Origin of the sequence: Vogesella amnigena, from assembly GCF_042648905.1 — a bacterium.
GTDB classification, from domain to species: Bacteria; Pseudomonadota; Gammaproteobacteria; order Burkholderiales; family Chromobacteriaceae; genus Vogesella; species Vogesella amnigena.
In genome coordinates this window covers 37,846-62,243 of the sequence record NZ_JBHRYH010000002.1, presented here as the reverse complement: position 1 = coordinate 62,243, position 24,398 = coordinate 37,846, and the positions used below count along the sequence as shown (strand labels likewise).

Here is a 24,398-nt window from a genome sequence, read left to right as displayed (position 1 = left end):
GCCCTCTGGCGGGCCGGGTTGCCTCAATGCGCCGGTTCGTCCGGCAGCAGGGTGATTTCCACGCGGCGGTTGCGCGCCTTGTTCTGCGGGGAATCGTTGGGCACCAGGGGGCGGCTGTCACCGTAGCCCTGGATGCCAAAATGCGAGCTGGGTAATTTGGACATGGCCACGAACCAGTCGCGCACCGCGCCGGCCCTGGCCTCGGACAGCCGCTGGTTGGCCGCGCTGTTGCCGGTGTTGTCGCTGTGGCCGGCAATCAGCACCCGTTTGTCCGGATGCGCGGAGATCGCCAGCAGTGCACCCACCAGCGCGCGACCGGCATCCGGCTTCAGCCGTGCCGAACCACTGTCGAACAGCGACAGGCTATCCAGCGCGATCACCACGGGCGGAGCCGGTGGCGCCGGCGGGTGCCAGGAGGCAATCGCCCGCTCCAGCGGCTGCAGCAGCTGCTGGCCGCGATACAGACCCCAGCCCAGCCGCAGCGGTACGCCGTCACGGGCATAGCCACTGAGTAATGCGCGATCGGCACGCAGTTGCGCCAGCACAGCCAGCCGTTCGGCCGAGCCAGCCTGTGCCGGCAACTGCTGCCAGCTGGCCAGATCCGCCGCTACTCGCTGTAACAGCTGGCGGTTGCCGAGATAGGAACAGGCCAGCGCAATCACCAGCGCCAATGCGGCCAACTGTATGGCATGCAGCAGGCTGCGCCAGCCAGCCACCAGCCGCTGCGGTTGCACCAGTAGCGGCACCAGCAGCGGCACCAGTGCCGCCGGCAGTGGCCAACGCCCGGCGTGCGCAATGTTTTTGAGCTGCAACGTGGCCTGCTGCTGCGACCATTGCCCAAGCACGCTACTTGTCATTTGCCCCGGCAGCTCGCCGCACAACACGCCATGCAAACGCATAGCCGGCAGTCCGCGCGACAGATCACACAAGGCCGGCAGTAGCTGCGTCTGCGCCCAGCGCAACACCAGCTGGGTGCGCATTTCGCCGGCGACATCCGCTACGGCAGCACGTCCGGCCAGATCCAGCCGCGTCATGGCGCGCTCCAGCAGCGCGGCGGCTGGCTGCGCGGGCTGATCCGGGTGATACAGCACCCCGCGCCAGGCAGGCGATGCGGCCTCCAGCTGCTGCCCAGGAACATACAAGCCGAGCCAGTGCGAAATACGCTTGCCGTAGCGCTGGCGTAGCAGCTGCAGGCCATAACGCCAGGCGGCGACTTCGCCATGCAAGGCCCCCAGCTGCTGACATAAGGCCGGCGCCACCAGCAGCAACGCCGCCTCCGGCGGCCGGCCGCGCCAGTGGGTGATATCTTCGGCCAAGGCCTGCAACTGGTCGCCATCGGCGGCGTACAACCACAGCGCCTGGCCATCGTGCAGCACCGCCACCGGGGCGGTATCAGCACTTGCTGCAAGCCGCCACAGAATGACCGGCGTTGCCGGATCCACGCCAACTGGCAGCCAGGCCAGCCGCTCGCCATCCAGTTCCCCGCGCCCCAGCCGCCACCACAGTGCCAGCAGCAGCACGGCTAGCAACAATGCGACCATCCCCCAGCGCAGCCAGCCGCCCAGCGGCAGGCAGAACAGCAGCAAGCCCAGCCCCAGCAGCGCCGCCCAGCAGCTCAGCAGTACAAAGCGCAGGCGCCTGTTGCTCATGCGCCGCCCCTGGCCAGTTGTCCTGCCAGGCTGCTCATATGCCAGCCCAGCAGCAGCCACAGCAACAGTACGATCAGCAGCGCCGTCAACGTCCAGCCCAGCAGGCCATAGCGCCGCCAGAACGCCAGCCAGCGCGATGCGCCGGCAGCCACCTGCAACGATGGCAACTCCGGCTGGCCGGCGGCGCCATTCAGTGCCCGGCAGACTTCCAGCCGTTCAGGCGCATCCAGCCGGCCATGCCTACCGATAAAACCCAGGCTGAGCATGGTGCGGTAGCTGCCGACCAGCAGTGGCGAGGGCGTCGGCTGCAGCAACAGCGTGGCAATGCGCTGGTACACCTCTTCGCCGGCGTTGTAATTGCCAAAGAAATGCACTTGCAACGGTTCGGCGGCCCATACCGACCAGGCGGCCTCGTTGCTACGCGCCATCTGTGCCAGCGCCTGCTCATCCAGCAGCGCACATTGCGCATAGCAGATCTCGTCCACCATGGCCTCCGGCACCTGGTTTTCGGTCAGTGCACTACGCAGCTGTGCCACCAGACTGATGGCATTTGCGCGCCAGCTACCGGCATCCGGTGGCGTGGCACCATCCGCCAGCAAGATCACCTGCATGGCGGTATCACGGAACAAGGTGCCAATCAGGGTGGCATCCGGGGGCAGAATCGATTGGGAGCTCATGCACGCAGTACCGCGAAGAGTTCAGGCACCGCATCGGTGAGCGATGCCGGGATATAAAGACTGCAGCTGCGGGCATCCAGCATGCGGCGGAAGGCAGGGTGCTGACCGTCCAGCGCAAAGTACTGGTTCTCCAGCCGCAACGGCACTGCGGACGGCACCCGCTCCAGCGGCTGCAATGGCACGCCGGTCAGCGCGGAATTGAGGATGCGCTCCACCTCGTCCGGCGCGCCGATCTTTGCCACCACCGGCAGCTGCTGCTGCAGCTGATGGCCCGGCACCGCCGCCTGCACCGACAGGAAGAAATCGGCATCCTGCAGCAGGCGCTCGTCGTGCAGCGTGGCGTGCCACAAGGTTGGCCGCAGCCGCTCCAGCTGCAACGGCACCACCGGCGACGGAATCACCGTGTCCAGCAGCTCGCGCACCAGCGCCTCCAGCTGGCCGAATACCGCTTGCAGATCGTCGTGCCGATAGGGTGGAATGCGCGGCAGTACCGGCTCCAGCGAGAAGCTGGCCAAGGCAGCCGCCAGTCGGGCTAGCACCAGCCACAGCCGCTCGGGGTGTTGCACCGGGTGGCGACTGAGGTGCAGCAGATCCGGCCAGGCGCCATTCACCGCATTCAGCAACCAGAACAGCGACACATCGGATACCGAGTAATCCGCCAGGTTCTGATTACGCTCGCCGCGCCGCGCCGCCAGGCGCACGCTGCGCGCCAGCAGGATGTCCGCCATGCGGCTGGCCACGCCCTGCAGGCTGTCATGGGCATCCAGCGTCAGCGCTGGCGGCAGCCAGCCGGTATCCGGCTCGAAGCTACCTGCGGCATTGCGCACGAAACGCCCTATCGCACAACACACGTAATCCGCCTGCGGCTCGTGCTCCAGCAGCAGCACCAGGTTCAGCCTGGCCACCCCCATTTCACTGGGCTCCTCGCCGAACAGGCCAGCCACTTGCTCATGCGCGGCGACAAAACGCCGGGCACGGGCGTGATGCTCGCCCGGCTGCGCCACGTTATTGCCCTCCGCTTCCCATAGTGGCAGGCCAAGCAGCACGGTAAACGCCGATAGCTGAGCCGGCACATCCGACAGCAGCCGTGCCGCCGGCAGTGGCTGCCCACGCCGGCTATCCACCGTACTGCCATCCGGCAGCCGCAGCTGCAACTGTTGCAGCTTGAGGTGGCCGGTCTCCAGCGCTGCGCTATCCCACAGCACTCTTCGCACCCCCCATGGGTGAGCTACCGCCAGCTGCGCAGCAGATGCGGCTTCCGCAGCATGCAGCAGCTGCTGTTGCTGAAAATGCTGTGGCAGCAGCAAGGCGCCTTCATGCCACAGCGGAGGATGCAAATTCATGCCAGCCACGCTCCATTTCATTCCCGTGCCGGCTTATCGCCGGGAAAGGGTTGCTTTATTTGTTCACAGCGAGCGGCAGCCAGTAAAAAAGCCGCTCGCAATAATTTCAATTTAGTTTTTACTGAGCCAAATATATTTAGGCATTTTCTGATGCCAATTATTTCGCGGATTAATTAATGAGCGCCGAATCAAACTTCATCACAGTCAAATGATATTGCCAGCGTCATGGACGAATTGTAATATCCGCCAAATCGAAATGGCAATCGTCAATTCAGCTTCAATTGGCGACGCTTCATTTTGATAAATATTTATTCTTAGTTGATGGTCGAGATGTATTTATCAATACACCTGTTTTCCTAGCGGTATTCAGATAATACCGATTCGCAAAAACAGGCATTTCAGGAGTCAGGTAGCCATGGCTGAAAGTTTCCAGAATGAAGTCCCGCCAGCACGGGTCAATATCAAGCTTGACCTGCATACCGGCGGCGCACAGAAGAAAGTGGAATTACCACTGAAACTGGTGGTAATGGGTGATTTCAGCCAGGGGCAGGATACGCGTATCGTGGCCGAGCGACCCAAGGTCTCTATCAATAAAAACAACTTTAATGCCGTATTGGCGGAGCTGAATCCCAAAGCCCGGATTGCCGTGGAAAACGTACTGGCCGGCGACGGTTCGGAATTACCGGTAGACCTGGATTTTAAATCGATGAAGGATTTCAGCCCGGAAGAGGTGGCACGTCGCATTCCGCAGCTTTCCGCACTGCTGGCAATGCGCAATCTGCTGCGCGACCTGAAATCCAACCTGCTGGATAACGCCTCGTTCCGCCGCGAACTGGAAAAAATCCTGAAAGACCCCGCCCTTACCGACAACCTGCGCACCGAGCTGGAACGCATTGCCCCCGTGGACCATGAGGCCTGAGCACTGGAGAACCCTGATCATGAATACTTCTACCCAACCGGCAGAGCCGAGCAGCGCGCAGGTGCTGGACAACCCTTCCAGCGTCTATGAATCGCTGTGTAACCGCATCAACCTCAGCCCGGTAAGCCATGCCCGGCCATTCGAAACTTTCCAGAACAGCGAGGCATTGTCCGAATCCTCGCTGGATGAACGCATCGCGGTAGCGGTGAATGTGTTCCTGAAGATGGTGCAGGGCTCCGCGCAGCAGGTGGATCGCCTGGACAAGAGCCTGCTCGACTTCCACATCGCCGCGCTGGACGAGCAGATCAGCCGCCAGCTGGATGCGGTGATGCACCATGAGACCTTCCAGCAGATCGAAAGCGCCTGGCGCGGCCTGCAGTTCCTGGTGAACCGCACCGATTTCCGCAAAAACGTGAAGATCGAGATTCTGGACGTGGCCAAGGATGCGCTGCGCCAGGATTTTGAAGACACCCCGGAAGTGATCCAGAGCGGGCTGTACCGCCACACCTATATCCAGGAATACGACACCCCCGGCGGCGAGCCGATCGGCGCCATCATCTCCAATTACGAGTTCGACCGCAGCCCGCAAGACATCGCGCTGCTGCGCAACCTGTCCAAGGTTTCCGCCGCCGCGCACATGCCGTTCATCGGCTCGGTGGGCGCCGCCTTCTTCGGCAAGGATTCGATGGAAGAAGTCGCCGCCATCCAGGACATTGCCAACTACTTCGACCGCGCCGAATACATCAAGTGGAAGAGCTTCCGTGACAGCGACGACGCCCGCTATATCGGCCTGACCCTGCCCCGCTTCCTGGCTCGCCTGCCCTATGGCCCGGACACCACTCCGGTGCGCGCCTTCAACTACGTGGAACAGGTAAAAGGCCCGGACCACAACCGCTACCTGTGGGCCAATGCCTCGTTCGCCTTTGCGGCCAACATGGTGCGCAGCTTCATCAAGAACGGCTGGTGCGTACAGATTCGCGGCCCGCAGGCCGGTGGCCTGGTGGAAGACCTGCCGATCCACCTGTACGACCTGGGTACCGGCAACCAGGTGAAGATCCCCACCGAGGTGCTGATTCCGGAAACCCGCGAATTCGAGTTTGCCAACCTGGGTTTCTCGCCGCTGTCGTTCTACAAGAACCGCGACTACGCCTGCTTCTTCTCCGCCAACTCGGCGCAAAAGCCGGCGCTGTATGAAACCAAGCAGGCCACCGCCAACAGCCGCATCAACGCGCGCCTGCCGTACATCTTCCTGCTGTCGCGGCTGGCGCACTACCTGAAGCTGATCCAGCGCGAAAACATCGGCACCACCAAGGACCGCCGCGTGCTGGAGCTGGAGCTGAACAACTGGATCAAGAACCTGGTTACCGAGATGACCGACCCCAGTGACGAACTGCAGGCCTCGCACCCGCTGCGCGAAGCCCGCGTCACCGTGGAAGACATCGAGGACAACCCGGGCTTCTTCCGCGTGAAGCTGTTCGTGGTGCCGCACTTCCAGATCGAAGGGCTGGACATCAACCTGTCGCTGGTTTCGCAAATGCCCAAGGCCAAAAACTAAGCGTAACAACCGGTAGTCAGGCACCGGGCGGCATAGGCTGCCCGGTGCATTTCACTAGGGCGCCTCGGAAAACCCGGATTTCTAAGCGAGCAACGCAGTATCGCGACGAAAGCTGGGATTTTCCGAGGTGACCATTCGTTTTTCGCGGAGGAATCACCATGGCCATCCAGGCATATCACCTGTCCATTCCAGGCGTGAAGGGGCCGGGTGGCCTGCCGCTGGCGCTGTCGGTGCGCACGCTCGATATCACCGAGGCCATCGGCCAACCCTACCGCCTCACCCTCACCGTCACCTGCCGTTCCCCACTCGATCTGCTCGCCCTGCTCGACCGCCCCGCCCGCTTTACCGTCAGCCCGGTCAATGAAGCTGCGCTGGCCGATGGCATGCCCTTCGCCGAGGCCACCCGCGCGCCGGTGCGCGCCTGGGCCGGGGTGATTCGCCAGGCGACGCGGCTCAGCAGCAGCGTGGAGGAATCGGTGTACCAGCTGGAGTTGGCGCCACGGCTGGCGCGGCTGGCGGATGTCACCGACAGCAAGCTGTACCAGAACCTGGACATTCCGGCGCTGATCAATCAGCTGCTGCGCGAGGACATCGGCCTCGCCGGCCAGGATTTCCAGATCCGCACCACGCACTCTTACCCGTTGCTGGAACACATCACCCGCTGGAACGAGACGGGTTTGGCATTCCTGCAGCGCTGCTGCGAAGCCGCCGGCTTGTTCTATTACTTCACCCAGCAGGACGACCACGAGGTGGTGGTGTTCGCCGATGACCAGAGCCACTACCTGCCAGCGCAGCAGGTGGCGCTGTACCGCCCGGATGCCGGGCTGGAGAGCGGCCAGCAGGAGGCGGTGCACAGCTTGCGCGTCACCGCCACGCCGGTCACCGGCAATATCCAGCGGCTGGATTACAACTACCGCACGAGCGGCGGTGCCGATCTGCGGGGCAGCAAGCTGGCCAATCCCAAACAGGGCGGGCTGATCGGCAGCGATTACCGCTGGGGCACGCACCAGAAAGACCCGCAGCAGGGGCTGGAGGCGGCGCGGCTGCAGCAGGAGATCAACCTCGCCCGCCAGGTGGTGGCCAGCGGTGCGGCCAACGTGCTGGCCTTCGCCCCGGCGCAGATCTTCCGCACCGATGGCACGCCGGACCCACAGGCTGAGTTCGGCTGGGTCATCACCCAGGTGCGCCACCGCGCGGCGCGCAATGCCGCCTGGCTGAGCGAGTTCAGCGCCATTCCCGCCGAGCGCATCTACCGGCTGCCACAGACCACGCCCAAGCCCACCATCAGCGGCACCATCCCGGCGCGCATCACCAGCCCCAGCCGCTACACCAACGCCTACCTCAATGAACACGGCCTGTACCGGGTGCAATACCTGTTCGACCAGCAGGCACGCAACGGCCAGTGGCCGCCGGCCGGCAGCAGCCGGCTGATGCGCCTGGCACGACCGTATGCCGGCGATACCTACGGCTTCCACTTCCCGCTGATCGACGGCACCGAGGTGCAGGTGGCGTTCCAGGGCGGCGACATCGACCGCCCCTACCTGCTGACCTCGCTGCACGACCAGACCAAGCCGGATCTGGTCACCAACAAGAACCACACCCGCAATGTGATCCGCACCCCCAGCAACAACAAGATCCGGCTGGAGGACAAGGACAATCAGCAGCACATCAAGCTGTCCACCGAATACGGCAAAACCCAGCTCAACCTCGGCCACCTGGTGGACGCCCAGCGCCAGCCGCGCGGCGAAGGCTTCGAGCTGCGTAGCGATCACTGGGGGGCGCTGCGGGCGGGCAAGGGGATTTTTATTTCGGCTGAAGCCCAGGAAAAAGCACTTGGTAAGTCGCTTGATATGAGCCAGGCGGAGCAACGCCTGCAAGGCGCCGCACAACAGATGCAGCAGCTCAATGAACTGGCCAAAACCGCTCAGGCAGAGCTGGCAGACTTGCAAACCCAGAACGAACTGCTGCAGCAAAAAATCAAAGCACTGCAGGAAAGCGCCATTCTGCTCTCCGCCCCATCTGGCGTAGCGATAACCGCAGGGGGCAGCGTGCAGCACAGCACGGATGGCAACCTGATATGCACCGCCAAAGGGCATGCCAACTATGGCGTGTGGAAGAAATTCACCGTCGCCGCCGGCCAGGCGATCAGCCTGTTTGCCCATCAGGCCGGCATCAAGCTGCTGGCCAACAAGGGCAAGGTGCAAGTGCAGGCCCAGAACGATGCGCTGGAGCTGACCGCACGCCAACAGTTGACCATTACCAGCACCGAAAACAAGGTAGTGATCACCGCCAAGGATGAACTACTGCTTAGCTGCGGCGGCGCCTGGATCCAGTTGAAAGACGGTCAGGTACACCTGGGCACGCCAGACAACATCCTGTGCCACGCCATCAGCCTGCAGAAATGTCCCCCTCAAGCCAAAAGCGCCCAGTTGCCCAACTTGCCCAAGTCTGAACTATCGCCGCAAAAACTGGATTTCCGCCTACGCCTGGCGGACTCGCCTGGGCCGGATGGCCATGCGCTGGCGAATACCCCATGGAAGATCGTTTACGGGCCGGAGCCGCAATCCATGGATGTGGCTGCCGAGCATGTACTGGCCGAAGGCATCAGCGATGCAGAGGGTCGCATCCAGCTCAACAAACAACAGAAAGCGCTGCTGTCGGAAAAATACTGCCAGCACCCCATGCATACCTGGCTGCTGTATCCAGGGCAGAGCTCTCGGCTCAACGTGGAAATCGAGCAAGAAAACTGGACGGATGAAGACAAGCTGCAGCGCGCACTCAACGCCAGTGGCGTGGTGGCAGATATGCCGGAAAGCCAGGGGGGCGATGCGCTGCAGCCGGAGACCGGCTTCGCGCAGGACGCCTTCTCTACCCGTGCCGCGCAACTCTACCAGGCGCTAAAGCGCTGAACGTTTCGGAGCAGCATTATGGCAAAGCGACAAACCACCCAGATCCACAGCCCTAGCGGCCCCAGCGACAGTGCGGCCATCCCTGGCTGGTTTTTGCACGGCCCAGGCATGGCGGACAGCTTTCCCCGCATGCGCATTCCCGAGGGCGGCATACTGGAAAAGTACCTCGACACGCATGGCACCTCCCAAACACCACCACCATTCTCGCCGCCCAGCAAGGGCAATCAGGCGGACTTCTTCTCTGATGGCGTCAGCTATTTCAGTGCGGTAGCCAAGGCGATTGCCGCCGCCAAAAGCAGCATTTTCATTGCCGGCTGGCAAATCAATGCCGACGTCAGCATGGATAGCAAGGGCACTACCCTGTTCCAGTTGCTTCACCGGGCCTTGCATGCCCAGCCCAAGCTCAAGATATATGTCATGCCCTGGCTGGCACCGCCGCCGCTCGCCTTTCAGGTTGGCTTGCTGGAAACAGTACTGATCCTCAACCATCTGAATGCCGGCCTGAAGGCACCGCGCGCCTGGACCATGCCCGCCATCGGCCAGAGCGACCTGCCCGCCCCACTCGGCACACTGGGGTTTTCCCATCACCAAAAACTGGTGGTTGTCGATAACCACACCGCCTTTGCCGGCGGCATGGATCTGGCCTATGGTCGGCGCGACGATACCAATTTCTCCTTGCAGGCTGCCGGTCGCCATGGCAATGAGTTCTACAACCCCTGCGTGCCACGCATCAACACGCTTAACAACCAGGACATGGCTCGCTACATATCGCTTGGCGAGCTGTTATGGGCCAGCAGTGGCAGTGACGAAGTCCTGCCCGGCTGGCTGGATCCGGTGTGGTGGGCCTCCCCCTCGGAAATCCAAGTCTGGAACCAGACCAAAGACGGGGCCAGCGCGGCACTGGACGCCATCATGGCGCAAGCCAGCCGCATGGGGGACGGCATACTGGCCATGCAAGACGCGGCACTGGATGCCCTTGTACCAGACAGCATACGCAATCGCATCGAACAAGCCGGCAGCGAGGCCATCAACTGGCTGGCAACTGAAGCCTGGCAACGCCTGCCGGCAAGCGTGCGCCAGACCCTGCAGGGGCTGGATCCGCAAAATGCCAGCACGCTGGGCTGGTTGCTGGGCTGGCTGCGCGGCAACAATCTAGACGACCTGCCGCCCGCGCTATACAACAATGCCGCCGGTGCCGTGGAAGCACTGGTACTGGCAGCCTGCACCAGCCTGGCCACGCTGACGCACAAAACCCGCAGCGCCCCGCTAGCCGCGCTGCTCGACCCGGCAAAACTGCGCCGCTGCGCCCCACACAGCGGCATGGCACACGACCCGGCACGTCAGCCCAGAATGCCCTGGCACGATGTGCACGCCAAGTTGCAAGGCCCGGCGGCAACCGAGCTGGCACGCAATTTCGTGCTGCGCTGGAACGGGCTGCACCAGCGCTACAAAGACCGCCAACTGCAACTGAGCGACGAGCTCACCCGTGGCATCAACAGCGTGCTGCAAGCCCTGTTCAAAACCAAGGCTGGCGACATGCCCCCGCTGTCCACGCTATCGGTACAGACCCTGCCCAAATTGCCGCTGCCCGAGACTGTCCCAGCCGGCAACGGCAGCCTGTGGGTACAAGTGCTACGCAGCGCGCCTAAGCAGATGCGCAGCGATGAAGCCAAAGGCACGCCAGGCACCACCCAGCCCACCGCCGCGCAGCGCGACTGCCTGCGCGCCATGCTCCAGCTCATCGGCAGCGCCCAGCACTTTCTCTATATTGAGGGGCAGTTCTTTCAGTCCGCCTTTGGCACCGACTCGCAGCACAATGCGCAGCAGAGCACCCGCCCTTGGGATGGCCAGCCCATGGGTGCCCTGCGCGACCCGCGCTGCTCCCCCGCCTTTCAGCGCTATGCCACGGCACTGGGCATCAAACGGCAGAACACCACGCCAGAGCAGATACTGCGCCAGATCCACTGGGGCATGCTGCCGCGCCTCAGCAAGCTCATCGGCAAAGACCAGGCCTTCCTGCACGACCTCAACACCAACCTGGCCAACTTCGCCACGGTGCAGGCGACCCAGGCCCTGGGCAAGCAGCAGACTGCGCTGTACAACCCGGTGGCGCAGGCACTGGCGGCACGGATCCGCAGCGCCATCCTGGATCAACAGCCATTTCACGTCTACCTGCTGCTGCCGCTGCATCCGGAAGGGCCGCTGAATGATTTGATAGTGATGAGCCAGGTACACCTCACCATGCAGAGCCTGGTATTCGGCAGCGCAAGCCTGGTCAACCAGATTCGACGCGCCTGGCTGGAGAAAAATGGCACGCCAGACCAAAAAAAGAAGTTGCCCACCATGTCAACAGCCGAGTTGGCCAGCAATGCGCCAAATGATTGGCAGCAATACCTGACCCTGCTCAACCTGCGCCACTGGGACACCCTGGCCGGGCCGGATGGCAAGCCCACCCCGGTGACCGAGCAGATCTACGTGCACAGCAAGCTGTTGATCGCCGACGACCGCGCCATGCTGCTGGGCTCGGCCAATATCAACGACCGCAGCCTGGAAGGCGGCCGCGACTCCGAGCTGGCACTGCTGATCCGCGATACTGCCAGCAGCCAGGCCAGGCTGGATGGCCAGCAGCTGCAATCGGTCGGCAGCAGCATACAGGCGCTGCGCAAGCAGCTATGGCAGCAACTGTTCGGCCTGCAGGACGCGACACTGCTGGATCAACCAGCCGCCAAGGCTACCTGGCAGGCGATCCAGAAACGGGCCTTCAACAATGCGCAAGCCTATGCTGCAGCCTTCGCTTACGTACCCAAAGCCCCGCCTGCACCAAGTGAGAAAGATCAACACGAGTTCACCGTCAAGCTGGCCTCCTCCATCTGGCCAACCTGGCAGCCTGGCAAGAGACTCACTCCGCAACAGCCGGGCGACCCCTTGGCCGAACCCGGCTGGCTGCGCAGCGCCATGCCGTTCCAGCCGCTGTTCTGGCGCCCGCCAGCACCCGATGAGCCACTGTGCAGCTGGGAGCTGCGCCAGCCGGCAAGCGCCCCCGCCAAGGCCATAAGCCGTGCCCCCGCCAGCGCCCCCAGCGGGCTGGAGGGCTTCATCGTCGCGCTGCCCTGGACCTGGACCGCCGGGGAAAACGCCTTCTCCGGCCTCAACACCACCCTGCTGGCCGAGACCGACACCCCGGCCGATACCGGCACGGCCAGCGCCCTGGCCAGTCACAGCGAGGAGAACCAGGCATGATGAAACCGCCACCACGCGCAGCGCTGCTGCTGGCACTGCTGGCCGCCTGCAGCCACGCCGACCAGCCACCGCCGGACACGCAGCAGCAGGCACTGCGCCAGCTGGCCGCCGCCAGCTATGCCGCCCCTGGCGCCACCCGCCAGGAATGCCTGGGCCGCTACGTGTTCAGCGTCCGCGATCAGCTGATCTGGCCATTGCATGCATCCAATGGCCTCGTTTTCAAGGTAGGCGATGGCCCTCCCGGCCATGACTATGCCGACTATGCCATCCCCGATGGTGAAGGCACCGACACCACCCTGCAAGACAATGTGATTACCGAACTGTGGCTGGCAAGGATCAAGCTGGAAGTGATCCACGACCCCGGCAAGGCGGCTTTTCTCAGCGCGGTGAATCATGTCGAAGGCGACAAGCGCCGCATCGTCAAATACATGACACAGGCAATTGCGGAGCTCACCGCCGAACAGACCAGCAATACCGACCCCACATTGGTTAACTACTATCAGCGGGAGCTGGATAATGCACGCCGGCGGCTCGCCACTGCCGACACCGACTACAGCTTCCCGCTGGACACACCGGACAGCCTGGGCTACCAGAACGCCGCCTATGTCTATCGCCAGCCCTATCTGTACAAGTTTACCTATGGCCGCAGCTGGGACGATCTCACCCCGGAAGAGCGCGGCTGGCAGATCGACGGCCTGCGCGACATGGCCCGCCGCCTGCAGCCGCGCGCGCCGTACCAGATTCCCACCACCCCCGGCATCTGCGTGCCCTACGGCCTGATCGCCGACAACGGCGAGCTGGCCTATACCGCCACCGCCGACCTGCGCTATGCCGACGCGCCCGGCGTGGTGTACCGCATTGACACCGGCGTGCTGCCCAAGGGGGACGGCGGTGACGATGGCAATACCCCGCTGACGGACAGCCTGCGCATGGCCACCCTGTCGCCCAGCGATACCCGCGACCCCGGTGCCTACCAGCCGCTGCAGCATATCGGCCCGCGCAGCGCCATGCTGGGGCCGCGCCCGGCCAGCCAGGGCGGCACCGTCGGCGCGCTCACCCCGTGGCGCTACTGGGATAGCAAAAACTATCTGGACGGCAGCCCGCACAGCAAGCGGGTAGTCGCCCAGCGCAAGGCGCGCGGCACTTTCGAGGTATACCGGCTGTACACCGGCACCGGCGGAGTACCCGGTTCGCAGGCCCTGCCCTGGCTGTCGGTGGAGCTGAAGACCCTGCACCAGGACCAGGTGCCGCACGAAAACAACGACGAAACCGAGCCCAGGCGCGCACTCAAGGTAGACCCGTCCCCCTTCGCCCACAGCCTGCCGCGGCTGGAGGAGATATTGCGCAGCATCCGTCTGCGGCCAACCTGGCCGGCTCTGCCGGAGATACAGGCGCTGCAGCAGGGTTACGGCGAGGGACAGCCACCGGCGGGGTTTTATGGGGGGCAGCCACCCGCGCAGCAGTAACCGGGGGGCTATGTTTTCTATTTCTTAGGAGGAGCTTGCATGCGAGGCGTTATTCGACTCAACGACAGCACCGACCACGGTGGGCGGGTGATCACTGCCAGTTCAACGATACTGATCGACAATCTACCAGCCGCATTGGTAGGCGACTTGGTGTCCTGCCCGAAGGAAGGCCACAGCATCAGCCCCATCTTGCCGGGAGATGGCCACTTCCTTTCCGAAAACCGCCAGGTAGCCCTGCATGGCTTCCGGGCTGGCTGCGGCTGCATGCTGCTTGCCAGCAGCAATGGCTTTGGCGAGTAAGCATGGCCTGGCCTTTTGTGACCCCTCCAGTGGTACCAGCACCTGCGCCAATCCGCATTGCACTTTGGAGCAGCTTGTTCGTGCTGAGCTTGCTGTGTTGTGCTGGTCTGGCGCTATTGTTGTTGCCTGCCGGACAGTCAATCCTGAGCTTGTCTGCCTGGGTTCCTGCGCCCTTGTTTCCGCTCTGGCTATGGTTGCTGCTGTTCGGTACCCAGCGCTATCTGCTGCAGCGCGCCAGCAAAGCCGTGCAGCTTTATAACGCCAGCAATGCAGAAATACTGGGGCAGTGGTCTGGTTGGGCAAAACGCAGCGGCACCATACTGGCAAGCGCCGTGATGCTGCCGGATGAGTATGTTGCCGAGCGACTGATGCAGCCGGCCGAACACCCCTCTGGCCCGCTTACCGCCCGCCCTGACAGTTGCCGACCATTGCAGAGTATTGATCCGGGGGCCGCAGTATCAGCTCGCGAACAGCAACTCATCGACCAATTGATCATTGCCGTGGGAGAAGGGTTGATGGGGGTACCCACTCAGCTATTTGATATCGCCAGCCTGGGAATAGTGGGTACGCAAGCGAGCGACAACAGCCATCTGGTGCAAACTCGGTTGCTGGCGCTCAGCAATCACTGGCTAAGCGGTAAAACAGCACCTACGCCTCACAACCCGGCAGCCAGCATTGCACAGTGGCTGGACGGCACAGAGAAAAACTGTCTGCTGGTTCTTGTCACTCAGCTACACGATGCCCAAAGCGAAGCCGCATTCACCGAGTGTGGTGTAGCCCTGTTGCTGGTACCAGAGTACATGCGGCCAGAAATAAGCCCACAACCCATCGCCCGCTTGTACCGGCCAATGCAAATTGCAACAGATGGTGGCCAAGACGATATGGCGACCTGGTTACTGCATCAACACGGCATGCCAGGCAACAGCCAGTGGTGGATCACAGGCTACTCTTCGCAGCAGCAAGGGGAATTGTTAGCGCGGTTTGCTGACATTGCCGGGCAAAACACTGCTCAACAACCACCATTGCTACTGGATACCCTGCTTGGCAAGCTCGGCCCACTCCGGGAGTGGACTTGCCTGGCACTGGCAGCTGAAGCGGCCAGCATCAACACCGACACCACCGCGTTATGTGCAGTAAAGAACGAGGCCAGCCAGACGCTGGTCAGGATTACTGCCTTTTCCTCCAGTGAATCTTACCCATGATGAATATCATCCTTGTTGTTGCGGCCATCTTCGGCATTGCTATCAGCTTTTATTCGCTGCTAGGCGGCAATGCCATGCACTTTACTGACGCAATGCATCTTTCCGGGCCATGGCGCGTAGTGGCCATGGCAGCCCTGGCTGCGTTGCTGATCATCCCGCTTGTCCGCGCGGTAAGTAATGGTTTCGTCAAAAAATTGCTGTTGCCTTTTTTACAGGCAAAGCCGCCAGAAGATTTCAGCACAAACGGCACGCAAAAGGATCACCCCCCCACGTCCCCCGCCTGGCACCCCGCCCTGCAGCGCCACCTCGCCGCCCAGCACACCTGGTGGCAGCGCCGGCGCAAGCTATGGTTGCTGGTGGCCGGCGACGAGGCGCTGGTGCGGGCGCATTTCCCGTGGCTGATCGAGCAGGGCTGGCTGGATGCGCGGCAGGCGGTGCTGGTCTGGAGTGGCGCCACGCCGCCCGACGGTGGCTGGGCGCGGCTGCGTGGGCGGTGGCGGCAGCCGGCGGATGGCATTGTGCTCGTCAGTCACAGCTCGGCGCCAGATGGTGGCGCGGCGCTGGCAGGGTTGGCCGCAGAGTGTGGCGTGGCCTTGCCGGTGCAGTTGCTGCTGAGCCCGGCACAGGTCAGCGGCCAGCGGCCGGAGGCGGCGCCGCCGATTCTGCTGAGCTGGCGCGAGCAGGCCAACCGCGCCGAAATTACCCTGGCCCTGTTCAACCAGCTGGAGGCGCCATTGGCAGCATCCGGCGTGACGGCGATGGCCGGTGGCCTGGCGTGGCATTTCGATGCCGCCTTGTCGCAATGGCTGCAGCGCCAGGGCGCGGCGCTGGCCGCCGGTTGCGAGCGGCTGGGGCAGCGCCTGCACCGCCAGCAGTATCTGGTGGGAATGTGGTTCTGCCCGGCGCCGGTGTGGGCGGGAGCCGGCGCCGGCATTGCGGCCGGGTTTGACCCCCCACGCTCAGCTCCCGATGCGACGCGCGCCGCCCCGCAGTCGGCACTGGACAGCGCGCTGAATGTACAACTGCCTGCCGCCTGGCTGCGGCAGTTCCGTCACAGCTATGCGCGCCGCACCCGGCCGGGGCTGAAGTTCTGGCTGTGCTGGAGCGTGCTCCTGCTGGCGGCGGTTACCGCCGTGTGGATAGTTCTGTCCTACCAGGCCAACCGCGCGTTCGTGCGCCAGCTGCACGGCAACCTTGCCACGCTGCAGGCGGCGCGCACGCCGGAGGCCGGGTTGGCCGCACTGGTGGCGGTGCAGCAGGATATCGCAGTGCTGGAGGCGCATCAGCAGCGTGGTGCGCCGTGGTTGCTGCGGATCGGCATGAACCGCGACGACGACCTGCTGGCCAGCGCCTGGGCGCCGTATGGCGCGGCGGCGCGGCAGTGGTTGGCGGCGCCGGTGCAGGCACAGCTGGCGCTGCAGTTGCAGGCATTGAGCGCGGTACCGCTGGATGGCAGCGGGCTGATCGCGCCGCTCTCGATGGCCAATACTCCCAGCACTACGACAAGTGCTGAGGCCGTTGGCACAGTGCAAGTCGGTACCACGTCCCCCACTCCCTACTCCCCACTCTCCACTCCCGCCGCAAGCACCACCGCCGCTATCAGTCAGCAGGGTTACGAGGCGCTGAAAGCCTGGCTGATGCTGGTGCAACCGGCGCATGCCGATGCAGGTTTCCTGGCGCCACGGTTGGCCGCAGGCGGCGCCATTGCCTGGCGCCAGCAGTCGCCGGACCGGCTGCAACAGGTGGCACGCTTCTATGCCGCGCATCTGGCGCAGCATCCGGCGTGGGCATTGCCCGGTAATGCCGCGCTGCTGCAGGCCTCGCGCCAGACGCTGTCCGGGCTGATCGACGTGGAGCAGGCCTCCGATACGCTGTACCGCCAGCTGCTGGCCGACAGCCGCGCCCGCTTCCCCGATCTGCCGCTGGCCACGCTGACCGGCGGCCGCGATCCGCGCGGGCTGTGGCGAGTAGCAGGCAACCTGCCCGGCGTCTACACCCGCCAGGCCTACGATGGCTTTGTGAAGGAGGCGATCAGCCGCCTGTCGCAACAGACGGCCAGCAATGGCGACTGGGTGCTGGGCCAGCAGGCGATCAAGAGCAGTGACAAGCCGGCCGATATCGCCGCCGCGCTGCAGCGCCGCTACTTTGCCGACTTCGCCCATGCCTGGCAGGGCTATCTGAACCGCATCCAGTGGCAGCCTGCGGCCAACCTGTCGGCCAGTGCCGAGCAGCTGCGGATATATGCCGATGCCCAGCAGTCGCCGCTGGCCGGCCTGATGCAGACCATCGTGTGGCAGGCGCAGGCTGGTGCACAGCAGCGCAGCCTGGCGGATTCGCTGGTGGACAAGGCCAAGAACGTGTTCAACAGCGACGATGCCGACCCGGCGGCGCAGGCAACCCAGCCCAAAGCCGCCGCAGCACCGCTGGCCGAGGCCTTCGGCCCGCTGCTGCGCCTGGCCGGCAGTATCGAAGGCGCGGCCGACAGCGGTGGCAAAGCTGCGGCCACCCCTGCTGACAGCCTGAGCCTGCAGCGCTACCTCGACCGCGCCAGTGCCACCCGCCTGAAGCTGGACCAGGTCAACGCCGCCGCCGACCCGGACGCCTACGCGCGCCAGCTGGCGCAGAACCTGTTCCAGGGCCGCGCCAGCGAGCTGGTGGACGCCCGCGACTACGCGCAGCTGGTGGCCGCCAGCCTGGGCAGCGCCTGGGCCGGCATGGGGCAGAACCTGTTGCTGGAGCCGCTGGACCAGGGCTGGCGCACGCTGATGCGCCCGGCCGCCGCCAGCCTCAACAGCCTGTGGGATGCCCGCGTGGTGCGGCCGTTCAACAGCAGCTTCGCCGGCCGCTACCCGTTCAACGACAGCGACAGCGACGCCAGCCTGGCCGAGCTGGCGCGTTTCATCGGCCCGCAGGGCAATATCCAGCGCTTCGCCGGCAACGAGCTGGCCGGCATCCTGCAGAAACAGGGCGACCAGTGGGTGCCGAACCCGCTGTACGCGCAGGCGCTGCGCTTCGACGTGGACTTCCTCAACAGCCTGAACAAGCTGGCCTGGCTGGCCGGGCAGCTGTATGCCGAGGGCGATCTCAAGACCCGCTTCAGCCTGATGGCGCTGGGCCACCCCAAGGTCACCGACAGCCAGCTGCAGCTGGACGGCCAGAGCGTGCGCTACTTCAATCAGCGCCCGGTATGGCAGAACCTGGCCTGGCCAGGCGAGCCGCTGAAAGCCGGCGGCACCCTGCTGTGGGAATCGCTGGACAGCGGCCTGCGCAAACAGCAGGACTACCCCGGCCCGTGGGGCTTCATCCGCCTGCTGGCCAAAGCCAAGGCCGAGCGGCTGAACAACAGCGACTGGCGCCTCGTCTGGCCGCTGGATGACGGCGCGCAGCTGCGCTACACGCTGCGCACCCAGGCCGGCAGCGGCCCGCTGGCGCTGCTGCAGCTGGATCACTTCAAACTGCCGGCGCGGGTGTTCGATACCGGCGGGCTGGCGCAGCAGGTACCAAAACCGGCTGCGGCCAACACCAGCAAGACAAGCAAGCCCGCCGCCAAACCAGCGGCGGCAACCGCCCCCACCACGAGGCCCTAAGCCATGAGCAATCTGTTGCCCACCTTTCTGAAGTCGCTGTTTGGCGGCAATGATCCGGCCAGCCTGGCGCGCTCGCGGCTGGAACGCTGGCGCGAGTGGGTGGCGCCGATTCCCGGCGACAACCCGGTAGGCATCGACCCGGCCTACGAAGACGACTTCCAGGCGCTACGCGAAGAAGTCGCCAAACTGGGCGGCCTCAACGACGCCTTGATCCTGGCCGCCAGCGAACGCCTGCTGCGCAATGTGTGCAAGGACCTGCGCCCGGCCGCCTACTATGCCTACGCCCGGCTGCGCACCGATGGCCTGCGCGGCTTCGCCGACGGCCTGGAGCTGTTGGCCGCCTTGCTGGAGCGCTACCCGCACAGCGTGCTGCCGCTACGCGCCGAAAGCCGCAAGGCGGCACTGGAATGGCTGAACGGCGAACGCTTCGATGCCTTCCTCGGCACGCATAACAGCAGCGATGAAGACCTGCAGCGCGCCTGCGCCGCACTGGCGTTGATCGGCCAGCGGGTGGGTGACTGGGATGCCGCGCAGCGGCCCGATCTGCAGCCGCTGCTGGGTCGCTTCGAGGCCATGGGCGAAGCCGGCGAGCACCGGGCGGCACCGGTGCAGGCTGCGGCCAACGCCGGCGATGCACTGCCCGCCGTTGGCCGCCACGGCGAGGTGGCATCCAGCAGCGAGCTGCTGGAGCGTGCCCGCGAGATGGCGGTGTACCTGCGCCGCCAGAGCAGCGGCTACCTGCCCGCCTACCGGCTGCTGCGCTGCATCCGCTGGGATACGGTAAGCAGCCCGCCGCCGGCCGATGCCCAGGGCCGCACCAGGCTGCCGCCACCACGGCCGGAACTGCAGCAGCACCTGCGCCGGCTTGCCTTACAGCAGCAGTGGCACGAGCTGCTGGAGCGGGTGGAGCTGGCCTTTGTCGAGGGCGCCAACCACTTCTGGCTGGACCTGCAGTGCTACGCCTGGCAGGCGCAGGGCCATAGCGGGCCGGAGTACGCCATCAGCCAGGACATTCTGCTCACTGACTTTGCCCAGATGCGCGACCGGCTGGCCGGCATCGAACGGCTGAGCTTCAGCGACGGCACCCCGTTTGCCGAGGATGCCACGCTGGAATGGATCGCCCGCCATGCGGTAATCCGCGACCTGGATGCAGGTGAGCCGGCGCTAGCGCCGCCACCCGGCAGCAGCGACAGCGACTGGCAGACAGCAGAGCGGCAGGCCGTGGAACTGGCGCTGGACAAGGGGCTGGAAGCGGCGTTTGCCTGGGTGGAAACCCTGCCGCCGCAGCCCGGCGCCCGCCAGCGCTTTCGCCAGCGGCTGCTATTGGCCCAGTTGGCGGAGCAGCATGGCCGCAGCGACATGGCGCTGCACCTGCTGGCGCAACTGGATGCCGAGGCCGGGCATTTCCGCCTGCAGGACTGGGAGCCGGCACTGGTATTCGACATCAAGGAGCGGCAGCTGCGCATCTGGCGCCAGCGCGCACAGCGCAAGGACGTGGACAAACCCGCACTGCAGACGCGCATCGATGCGCTGCTGGGCGCGCTGGCCAGCATCGACCCGGTACGCGCGCTGCTGCTGGGCCAGGCAAGCAGCTGAGGGGAGCAAACATGGATGATCTGACCCTGAAATATTACGAAGCCGAAATGCGCTACCTGCGCGAGGCTGGTCGCGAGTTCGCCCAGGCCCACCCGGACCGGGCGGCGCTGCTCAACCTGGACCGCGTCGGCGACCGCGACCCTTTCGTGGAGCGGCTGTTCGAAGGCTTTGCCTTTCTTACCGGCCGGCTGCGGCAAAAGCTGGACGACGACCTGCCGGAGCTGACCGAAGGGCTGATGAGCCTGCTGTGGCCGCATTACCTGCGCATGATCCCCTCGCTTACCGTGGTGGAGCTGCAGCCGCAGATGGACGCGCTGCAGCACGGCGAGGCGGTGCCGCCGGGGCTGGTGCTGCGCGGCACGCCGGTGGGGCCGCAGCAGGTGCGCTGCCTGTACCGCACCACCCAGCCGGTGCCGCTACTGCCGCTGCACCTGCGCGAAGCCGGCGCGGTGCTGCGCAACGATGGCCGTTCGGCAATACGGCTGCGCTTCGGGCTGGAGGCGCAGGGCAAGCGCGAGCAGATGGATTTCTCGCGCATCCGCCTGTTCCTGCATGCCGATACCCCGGTGGCCTCCGCGCTGCGGCTGGCACTGACGCGGCAGGTGCATCGCATCGAGGTACGCGCCCCCGGCGCCAGCGACGAGTTGGCGGTGGCGGCGCTATCCGCCGGCATGCATATCGAAACCGCCGGCTTCGACAGCAGCGAGCGGCTATGGCCCAAGGCCGACAACGCTTTTGGCGGCTACCAGTTGCTGCTGGAATACTTCACCTTCCGCGACAAGTTCATGTTCCTCGATCTGTGCGGCCTGGACATCGCCCGCGTACCCACTGCCGCCGACTGGCTGGAAGTGGACGTGGTGCTGGATAGCCGCTACCCGGCGGACATGCCATTCGACGCCAGCAACATCCGCCTGCACTGCACGCCGGCCATCAACCTGTTCGAGCTGGAAGCGGAGCCGATACGGGTGGATCACCGCGAGCCGGAATACCGCGTGGTACCGGTGCTGCACGAAAGCGGCCAGGTGGAGACATGGTCGGTGGATGCGGTGCAGTCGTTCGAGCATGGCGACAGCAGCCGCCACGAGTACACGCCGTTCAGCCACTTCCGCCACCGTGGCGGCATGCTGCGCCACGATGCGCCGGAGCGTTACTACCACAGCCGGGTGCAACGCGGCGCTTCCGGCCTGCACGAAACCTGGCTGGTGCTGGGCGGCCGGGTGTGGGATAGCCAGGGCGAGCTGCCGGCGGAAACGCTGTCGCTGCGCGTTACCGGCTGCAACGGCCTGCTGCCGCGCAAGGCGCTGCGCGAATCGCAGATCCTGGAAATGGCGGTGGGCTACCCCTGCGTTACCGCGGTGCGCAATGTCACCGCCCCCACCCTGCCGGTGTACCCGCCGCTGGAAGACCGCTTCCACTGGCGGGTGCTATCGCACCTGGCGCCCAATTATCTGTCGCTGCTGGATGCCGACGTGCTGCGCGGCACGCTGGCGCTGTATGACTGGACCGATGACGAGATGAACCGCCGCCGCCTGCAGGGCATCCAGGCGGTAAGCCACCGCCCGCTGTCGCGCATGGTCGGCGGCTGCGTGCTGCGCGGGGTGGAGATCACCGTCACCCTGGACAGCGCCTTTTTTGCCGGCGATGGCGATATCGACCTGTTTGGCGAGCTGCTGCAGCGTTTCTTTGCCGCCTATGCCGATATGAATCTGTTCACCCAGTTGGTGCTGCTGTGCCAGCCGGCCGGCAAGCGCCTCTCCTGGGCGCCGACCAGCTCGCCGGCGGTGTCGCTATGAACGCGCCGCTGACACCGCGCCGCCAGAGCTGGCGCACGCTCTACCCGCCGATAAGCGGTAGCGGCCTGCTGCCGGCCATCCTGCGCCAGGCGACGCAGTTCAACTTCTACCAGTTCTGCCAGCTGCTGGAGCGCGCCACCCCGCAACAGGCAGCGCTGGGCAGCTGCGACAGCCCGGCACAGGAGCCGGTGCGCTTCTGCCCGCTGCCGTCGCTAGGCTTTCCCGGCTGCGAGCTGGCACGGGTGGAGCTGGACCCGGAACGGCCACAGGCGCCACCCGTGGTGCGCACCACCTTCCTCGGCCTGTACGGCGTGGATGCGCGCATGCCCTGGCATGTGCCGGAGCACATGGCCACCCGCCGCGATGGCCACGAGGCACTGGCGGGCTTCCTGGACCTGTTCAGCCACCGCATCGCCACGCTGTACTACCGCAGCTGGAGCAAATACCGCTACCCGGTGGGCTACCAGAGCGGCGCCCGCGACAAGGTTTCGCGTTCGTTGCTGGGCCTGGTTGGCCTGGGCATCGGCGAGCACAACGAGCAGCAGGCCGCCGTGGCCGAGCGCTGCATGGCGCTGCTGGGGCAAGGCGGCCAACGTACCCGTACCGCTGAAGGGTTGGCCGCCATGGTGCGCCAGGTACGGCCGGATGCGCGGGTACTGGTGCAGCCCTGCCACCCGGTGCGCCACCGGCTGGACACGGTAGCCGCCACCGGCAGCGCCGCCCTGCGCGCCGGCGAGCTGGTACTGGGCCGCAGCGTGATCGACCGCAACAGCACGGTACGGGTAGTGATCCAGCCACAGAACGCGCCGGAAGCACTGCTGCCCGGTGCATGCGACCACACCGACCTGCTGGCGATGCTGCGTATCTATCTAGGTTTCAAGTTCGATGCCGAACTGGTGCTGCGGCTGGACCCGGCGCAACTGCCTGCCACCCGCCTGGGGCGGCAGGGCCAGGGCCGGCTCGGGCTCACCGCCATGGCTGGCCGCGCGCGTGGCAGCCACCCCATCGACATCCGCCTTGGCCGCTACCGTGGCCTGGCTGCCTGACCATCCTGAATCAAGAAAGCCTCGACCATGCCCAAACACTCTTCCCGCACCCGACTACTTGCCGTGCTGCTGTGTCCGTTGCTGCTGGCCGGCTGCGGCGCCATGCAAACCATCAAGGAAGCCACCGTCAATACCACCAAGGCGATCTTCTTCAGCCAGACCCTGCGCCTGAAGCTGGACCTGGTAGCACGCGCCGCGCTGAATGGCGACGAAAAAGACCAGCCGGCCTCGGTAGTGGTGCGGCTGTACCAGCTCAAGAGCAGTGCCAGCCTGGAGAAAGCCAGCTATGAACAGCTGCTGGCCGATGATGAAACCGTGCTGCAAGGCGAGCTGATCAGCAGCAAGGGCCTGCTGCTGCGCCCCGGTGCCACGCTGAGCCTGGACGAGCCGCTGGACAAGGCCACCAAACAGGTGGCGGTGGCGGTGTTCTTCCGCGCCGAGAACAAGACCAAAGACTGGCGAGTGATCATCCCGCGTGACGACCTGTCCGACGACCAGGCGCTGCGCCTGAACGTGGATCGCGAGCACATCCGCCGCGAGCCGCCGGCCGAGGGTAAATAAGCATGAGCGGCACTTCGCTGTTTGAAATGCTCACCGGGCATTTTGCCGATGGCAGCCCGGTGGATGCCTTCGATGTGCGCACCCAGACCATCGTCAGCGTGATGGACAACATCCAGCGCATCCTCAACAGCCGCGCCGGCAGCCTGTCGCATCTGCCGGACTACGGCCTGCCGGATCTTTCCGTGATCTACCGCGAGCTGCCGGCCAGTGCGCACCGCCTGCGCGACATCATCCAGGCCACCCTGCTGCACTACGAGCCGCGCATCCGCAGCATCGAGATCGAGCTGCAGCCGGTGGATGCCTCCGCCACGCTGGCTTACACCCTGGTATGCCACCTGCAGGAAGCCGGGCTGGTACGCTTTGGCACCTGGTTCACCCCGGAAGGCCGCGTACAACTGAAGCGCTATCGCTGAGGAGATAGCGCTGGCGATACCGCGTCCATGCGGCCAACGTCAGGCGGCCCCGCCTGGCCACTCCGCGCCACTCCACTGCCAGCCCCTGCCCGCGCCTGGCTCCGGGGCCAGAGGCCCGCACGAGTGGCGGCAGAGTGCCAGA

General features: G+C 64.9%; 16 protein-coding genes. 13 read left to right on the top strand and 3 right to left on the bottom strand.

Annotation, left to right across the window (positions count from 1 at the left end; genetic code table 11):
- Positions 1-23 precede the first annotated feature (23 nt).
- The 3 genes from ACFOKJ_RS00695 to tssK are packed head-to-tail and all read right to left on the bottom strand — an operon-like array spanning position 24 to position 3,669.
- On the bottom strand, positions 24-1,649 hold the full coding sequence (locus ACFOKJ_RS00695) for an OmpA family protein (RefSeq protein WP_390276059.1): 1,626 nt from the start codon (positions 1,647-1,649) through the stop codon (positions 24-26).
- Positions 1,646-2,326 carry a DotU/TssL family secretion system protein gene (locus ACFOKJ_RS00690; RefSeq protein WP_390276058.1) on the bottom strand — a complete coding sequence of 227 codons (681 nt, stop codon included), beginning with the start codon at positions 2,324-2,326 and terminating at the stop codon, positions 1,646-1,648. The genes ACFOKJ_RS00695 and ACFOKJ_RS00690 overlap by 4 nt, the downstream gene beginning before the upstream one ends.
- Positions 2,323-3,669, bottom strand: coding sequence for a type VI secretion system baseplate subunit TssK (gene tssK, locus ACFOKJ_RS00685; protein ID WP_390276057.1), 1,347 nt, complete (start codon positions 3,667-3,669; stop codon positions 2,323-2,325). Before tssK ends, ACFOKJ_RS00690 begins: the two co-directional genes overlap by 4 nt.
- A 415-nt stretch (positions 3,670-4,084) precedes the next feature.
- Between tssK and tssB the strand changes: the two genes are divergently transcribed.
- From tssB to tssE, 13 genes are all read left to right on the top strand, one after another.
- On the top strand, positions 4,085-4,588 hold the full coding sequence (tssB, locus tag ACFOKJ_RS00680) for a type VI secretion system contractile sheath small subunit (RefSeq protein WP_390276056.1): 504 nt from the start codon (positions 4,085-4,087) through the stop codon (positions 4,586-4,588).
- Between the two features lie 19 nt (positions 4,589-4,607).
- Positions 4,608-6,143 (top strand): type VI secretion system contractile sheath large subunit, encoded by a 1,536-nt coding sequence (tssC, locus tag ACFOKJ_RS00675; protein ID WP_390276055.1) that lies wholly within the window; start codon positions 4,608-4,610, stop codon positions 6,141-6,143.
- Between the two features lie 158 nt (positions 6,144-6,301).
- Positions 6,302-9,052, top strand: coding sequence for a type VI secretion system Vgr family protein (locus ACFOKJ_RS00670; protein ID WP_390276054.1), 2,751 nt, complete (start codon positions 6,302-6,304; stop codon positions 9,050-9,052).
- Between the two features lie 18 nt (positions 9,053-9,070).
- On the top strand, positions 9,071-12,292 hold the full coding sequence (locus ACFOKJ_RS00665; RefSeq protein WP_390276053.1) for a hypothetical protein: 3,222 nt from the start codon (positions 9,071-9,073) through the stop codon (positions 12,290-12,292).
- A complete protein-coding gene (locus ACFOKJ_RS00660; RefSeq protein WP_390276052.1) occupies positions 12,289-13,758 on the top strand; it encodes a hypothetical protein in 1,470 nt (489 codons plus the stop codon). Before ACFOKJ_RS00665 ends, ACFOKJ_RS00660 begins: the two co-directional genes overlap by 4 nt.
- Positions 13,759-13,797: 39 nt before the next feature.
- Positions 13,798-14,058, top strand: coding sequence for a PAAR domain-containing protein (locus tag ACFOKJ_RS00655; RefSeq protein WP_390276051.1), 261 nt, complete (start codon positions 13,798-13,800; stop codon positions 14,056-14,058).
- Between the two features lie 80 nt (positions 14,059-14,138).
- Positions 14,139-15,260: a hypothetical protein gene (locus ACFOKJ_RS00650; RefSeq protein ID WP_390276050.1), complete on the top strand. Its 1,122-nt coding sequence runs from the start codon at positions 14,139-14,141 to the stop codon at positions 15,258-15,260.
- Positions 15,257-18,847, top strand: coding sequence for an ImcF-related family protein (locus ACFOKJ_RS00645; RefSeq protein WP_390276049.1), 3,591 nt, complete (start codon positions 15,257-15,259; stop codon positions 18,845-18,847). Before ACFOKJ_RS00650 ends, ACFOKJ_RS00645 begins: the two co-directional genes overlap by 4 nt.
- 3 nt (positions 18,848-18,850) lie before the next feature.
- Positions 18,851-20,443 carry a type VI secretion system protein TssA gene (gene tssA / locus ACFOKJ_RS00640; RefSeq protein ID WP_390276048.1) on the top strand — a complete coding sequence of 531 codons (1,593 nt, stop codon included), beginning with the start codon at positions 18,851-18,853 and terminating at the stop codon, positions 20,441-20,443.
- 11 nt (positions 20,444-20,454) lie between these two features.
- Positions 20,455-22,236 (top strand): type VI secretion system baseplate subunit TssF, encoded by a 1,782-nt coding sequence (gene tssF / locus ACFOKJ_RS00635; protein WP_390276047.1) that lies wholly within the window; start codon positions 20,455-20,457, stop codon positions 22,234-22,236.
- Positions 22,233-23,282 (top strand): type VI secretion system baseplate subunit TssG, encoded by a 1,050-nt coding sequence (gene tssG, locus ACFOKJ_RS00630; RefSeq protein WP_390276046.1) that lies wholly within the window; start codon positions 22,233-22,235, stop codon positions 23,280-23,282. The genes tssF and tssG overlap by 4 nt, the downstream gene beginning before the upstream one ends.
- Before the next feature lie 27 nt (positions 23,283-23,309).
- A complete protein-coding gene (tssJ, locus tag ACFOKJ_RS00625; protein ID WP_390276045.1) occupies positions 23,310-23,843 on the top strand; it encodes a type VI secretion system lipoprotein TssJ in 534 nt (177 codons plus the stop codon).
- 2 nt (positions 23,844-23,845) lie between these two features.
- Positions 23,846-24,256 carry a type VI secretion system baseplate subunit TssE gene (gene tssE, locus ACFOKJ_RS00620; RefSeq protein WP_390276044.1) on the top strand — a complete coding sequence of 137 codons (411 nt, stop codon included), beginning with the start codon at positions 23,846-23,848 and terminating at the stop codon, positions 24,254-24,256.
- The last annotated feature ends 142 nt before the right edge of the window (positions 24,257-24,398 follow it).

Bases quoted from the DNA above. Each gene is read 5' to 3' on its own strand.
- ACFOKJ_RS00695 (WP_390276059.1), bottom strand. From the start codon at position 1,649: ATGAGCAACAGGCGCCTGCGCTTTGTACTGCTGAGCTGCTGGGCGGCG.
- ACFOKJ_RS00690 (WP_390276058.1), bottom strand. From the start codon at position 2,326: ATGAGCTCCCAATCGATTCTGCCCCCGGATGCCACCCTGATTGGCACC.
- tssK (WP_390276057.1), bottom strand. From the start codon at position 3,669: ATGAATTTGCATCCTCCGCTGTGGCATGAAGGCGCCTTGCTGCTGCCA.
- tssB (WP_390276056.1), top strand. From the start codon at position 4,085: ATGGCTGAAAGTTTCCAGAATGAAGTCCCGCCAGCACGGGTCAATATC.
- tssC (WP_390276055.1), top strand. From the start codon at position 4,608: ATGAATACTTCTACCCAACCGGCAGAGCCGAGCAGCGCGCAGGTGCTG.
- ACFOKJ_RS00670 (WP_390276054.1), top strand. From the start codon at position 6,302: ATGGCCATCCAGGCATATCACCTGTCCATTCCAGGCGTGAAGGGGCCG.
- ACFOKJ_RS00665 (WP_390276053.1), top strand. From the start codon at position 9,071: ATGGCAAAGCGACAAACCACCCAGATCCACAGCCCTAGCGGCCCCAGC.
- ACFOKJ_RS00660 (WP_390276052.1), top strand. From the start codon at position 12,289: ATGATGAAACCGCCACCACGCGCAGCGCTGCTGCTGGCACTGCTGGCC.
- ACFOKJ_RS00655 (WP_390276051.1), top strand. From the start codon at position 13,798: ATGCGAGGCGTTATTCGACTCAACGACAGCACCGACCACGGTGGGCGG.
- ACFOKJ_RS00645 (WP_390276049.1), top strand. From the start codon at position 15,257: ATGATGAATATCATCCTTGTTGTTGCGGCCATCTTCGGCATTGCTATC.
- tssA (WP_390276048.1), top strand. From the start codon at position 18,851: ATGAGCAATCTGTTGCCCACCTTTCTGAAGTCGCTGTTTGGCGGCAAT.
- tssF (WP_390276047.1), top strand. From the start codon at position 20,455: ATGGATGATCTGACCCTGAAATATTACGAAGCCGAAATGCGCTACCTG.
- tssG (WP_390276046.1), top strand. From the start codon at position 22,233: ATGAACGCGCCGCTGACACCGCGCCGCCAGAGCTGGCGCACGCTCTAC.
- tssJ (WP_390276045.1), top strand. From the start codon at position 23,310: ATGCCCAAACACTCTTCCCGCACCCGACTACTTGCCGTGCTGCTGTGT.
- tssE (WP_390276044.1), top strand. From the start codon at position 23,846: ATGAGCGGCACTTCGCTGTTTGAAATGCTCACCGGGCATTTTGCCGAT.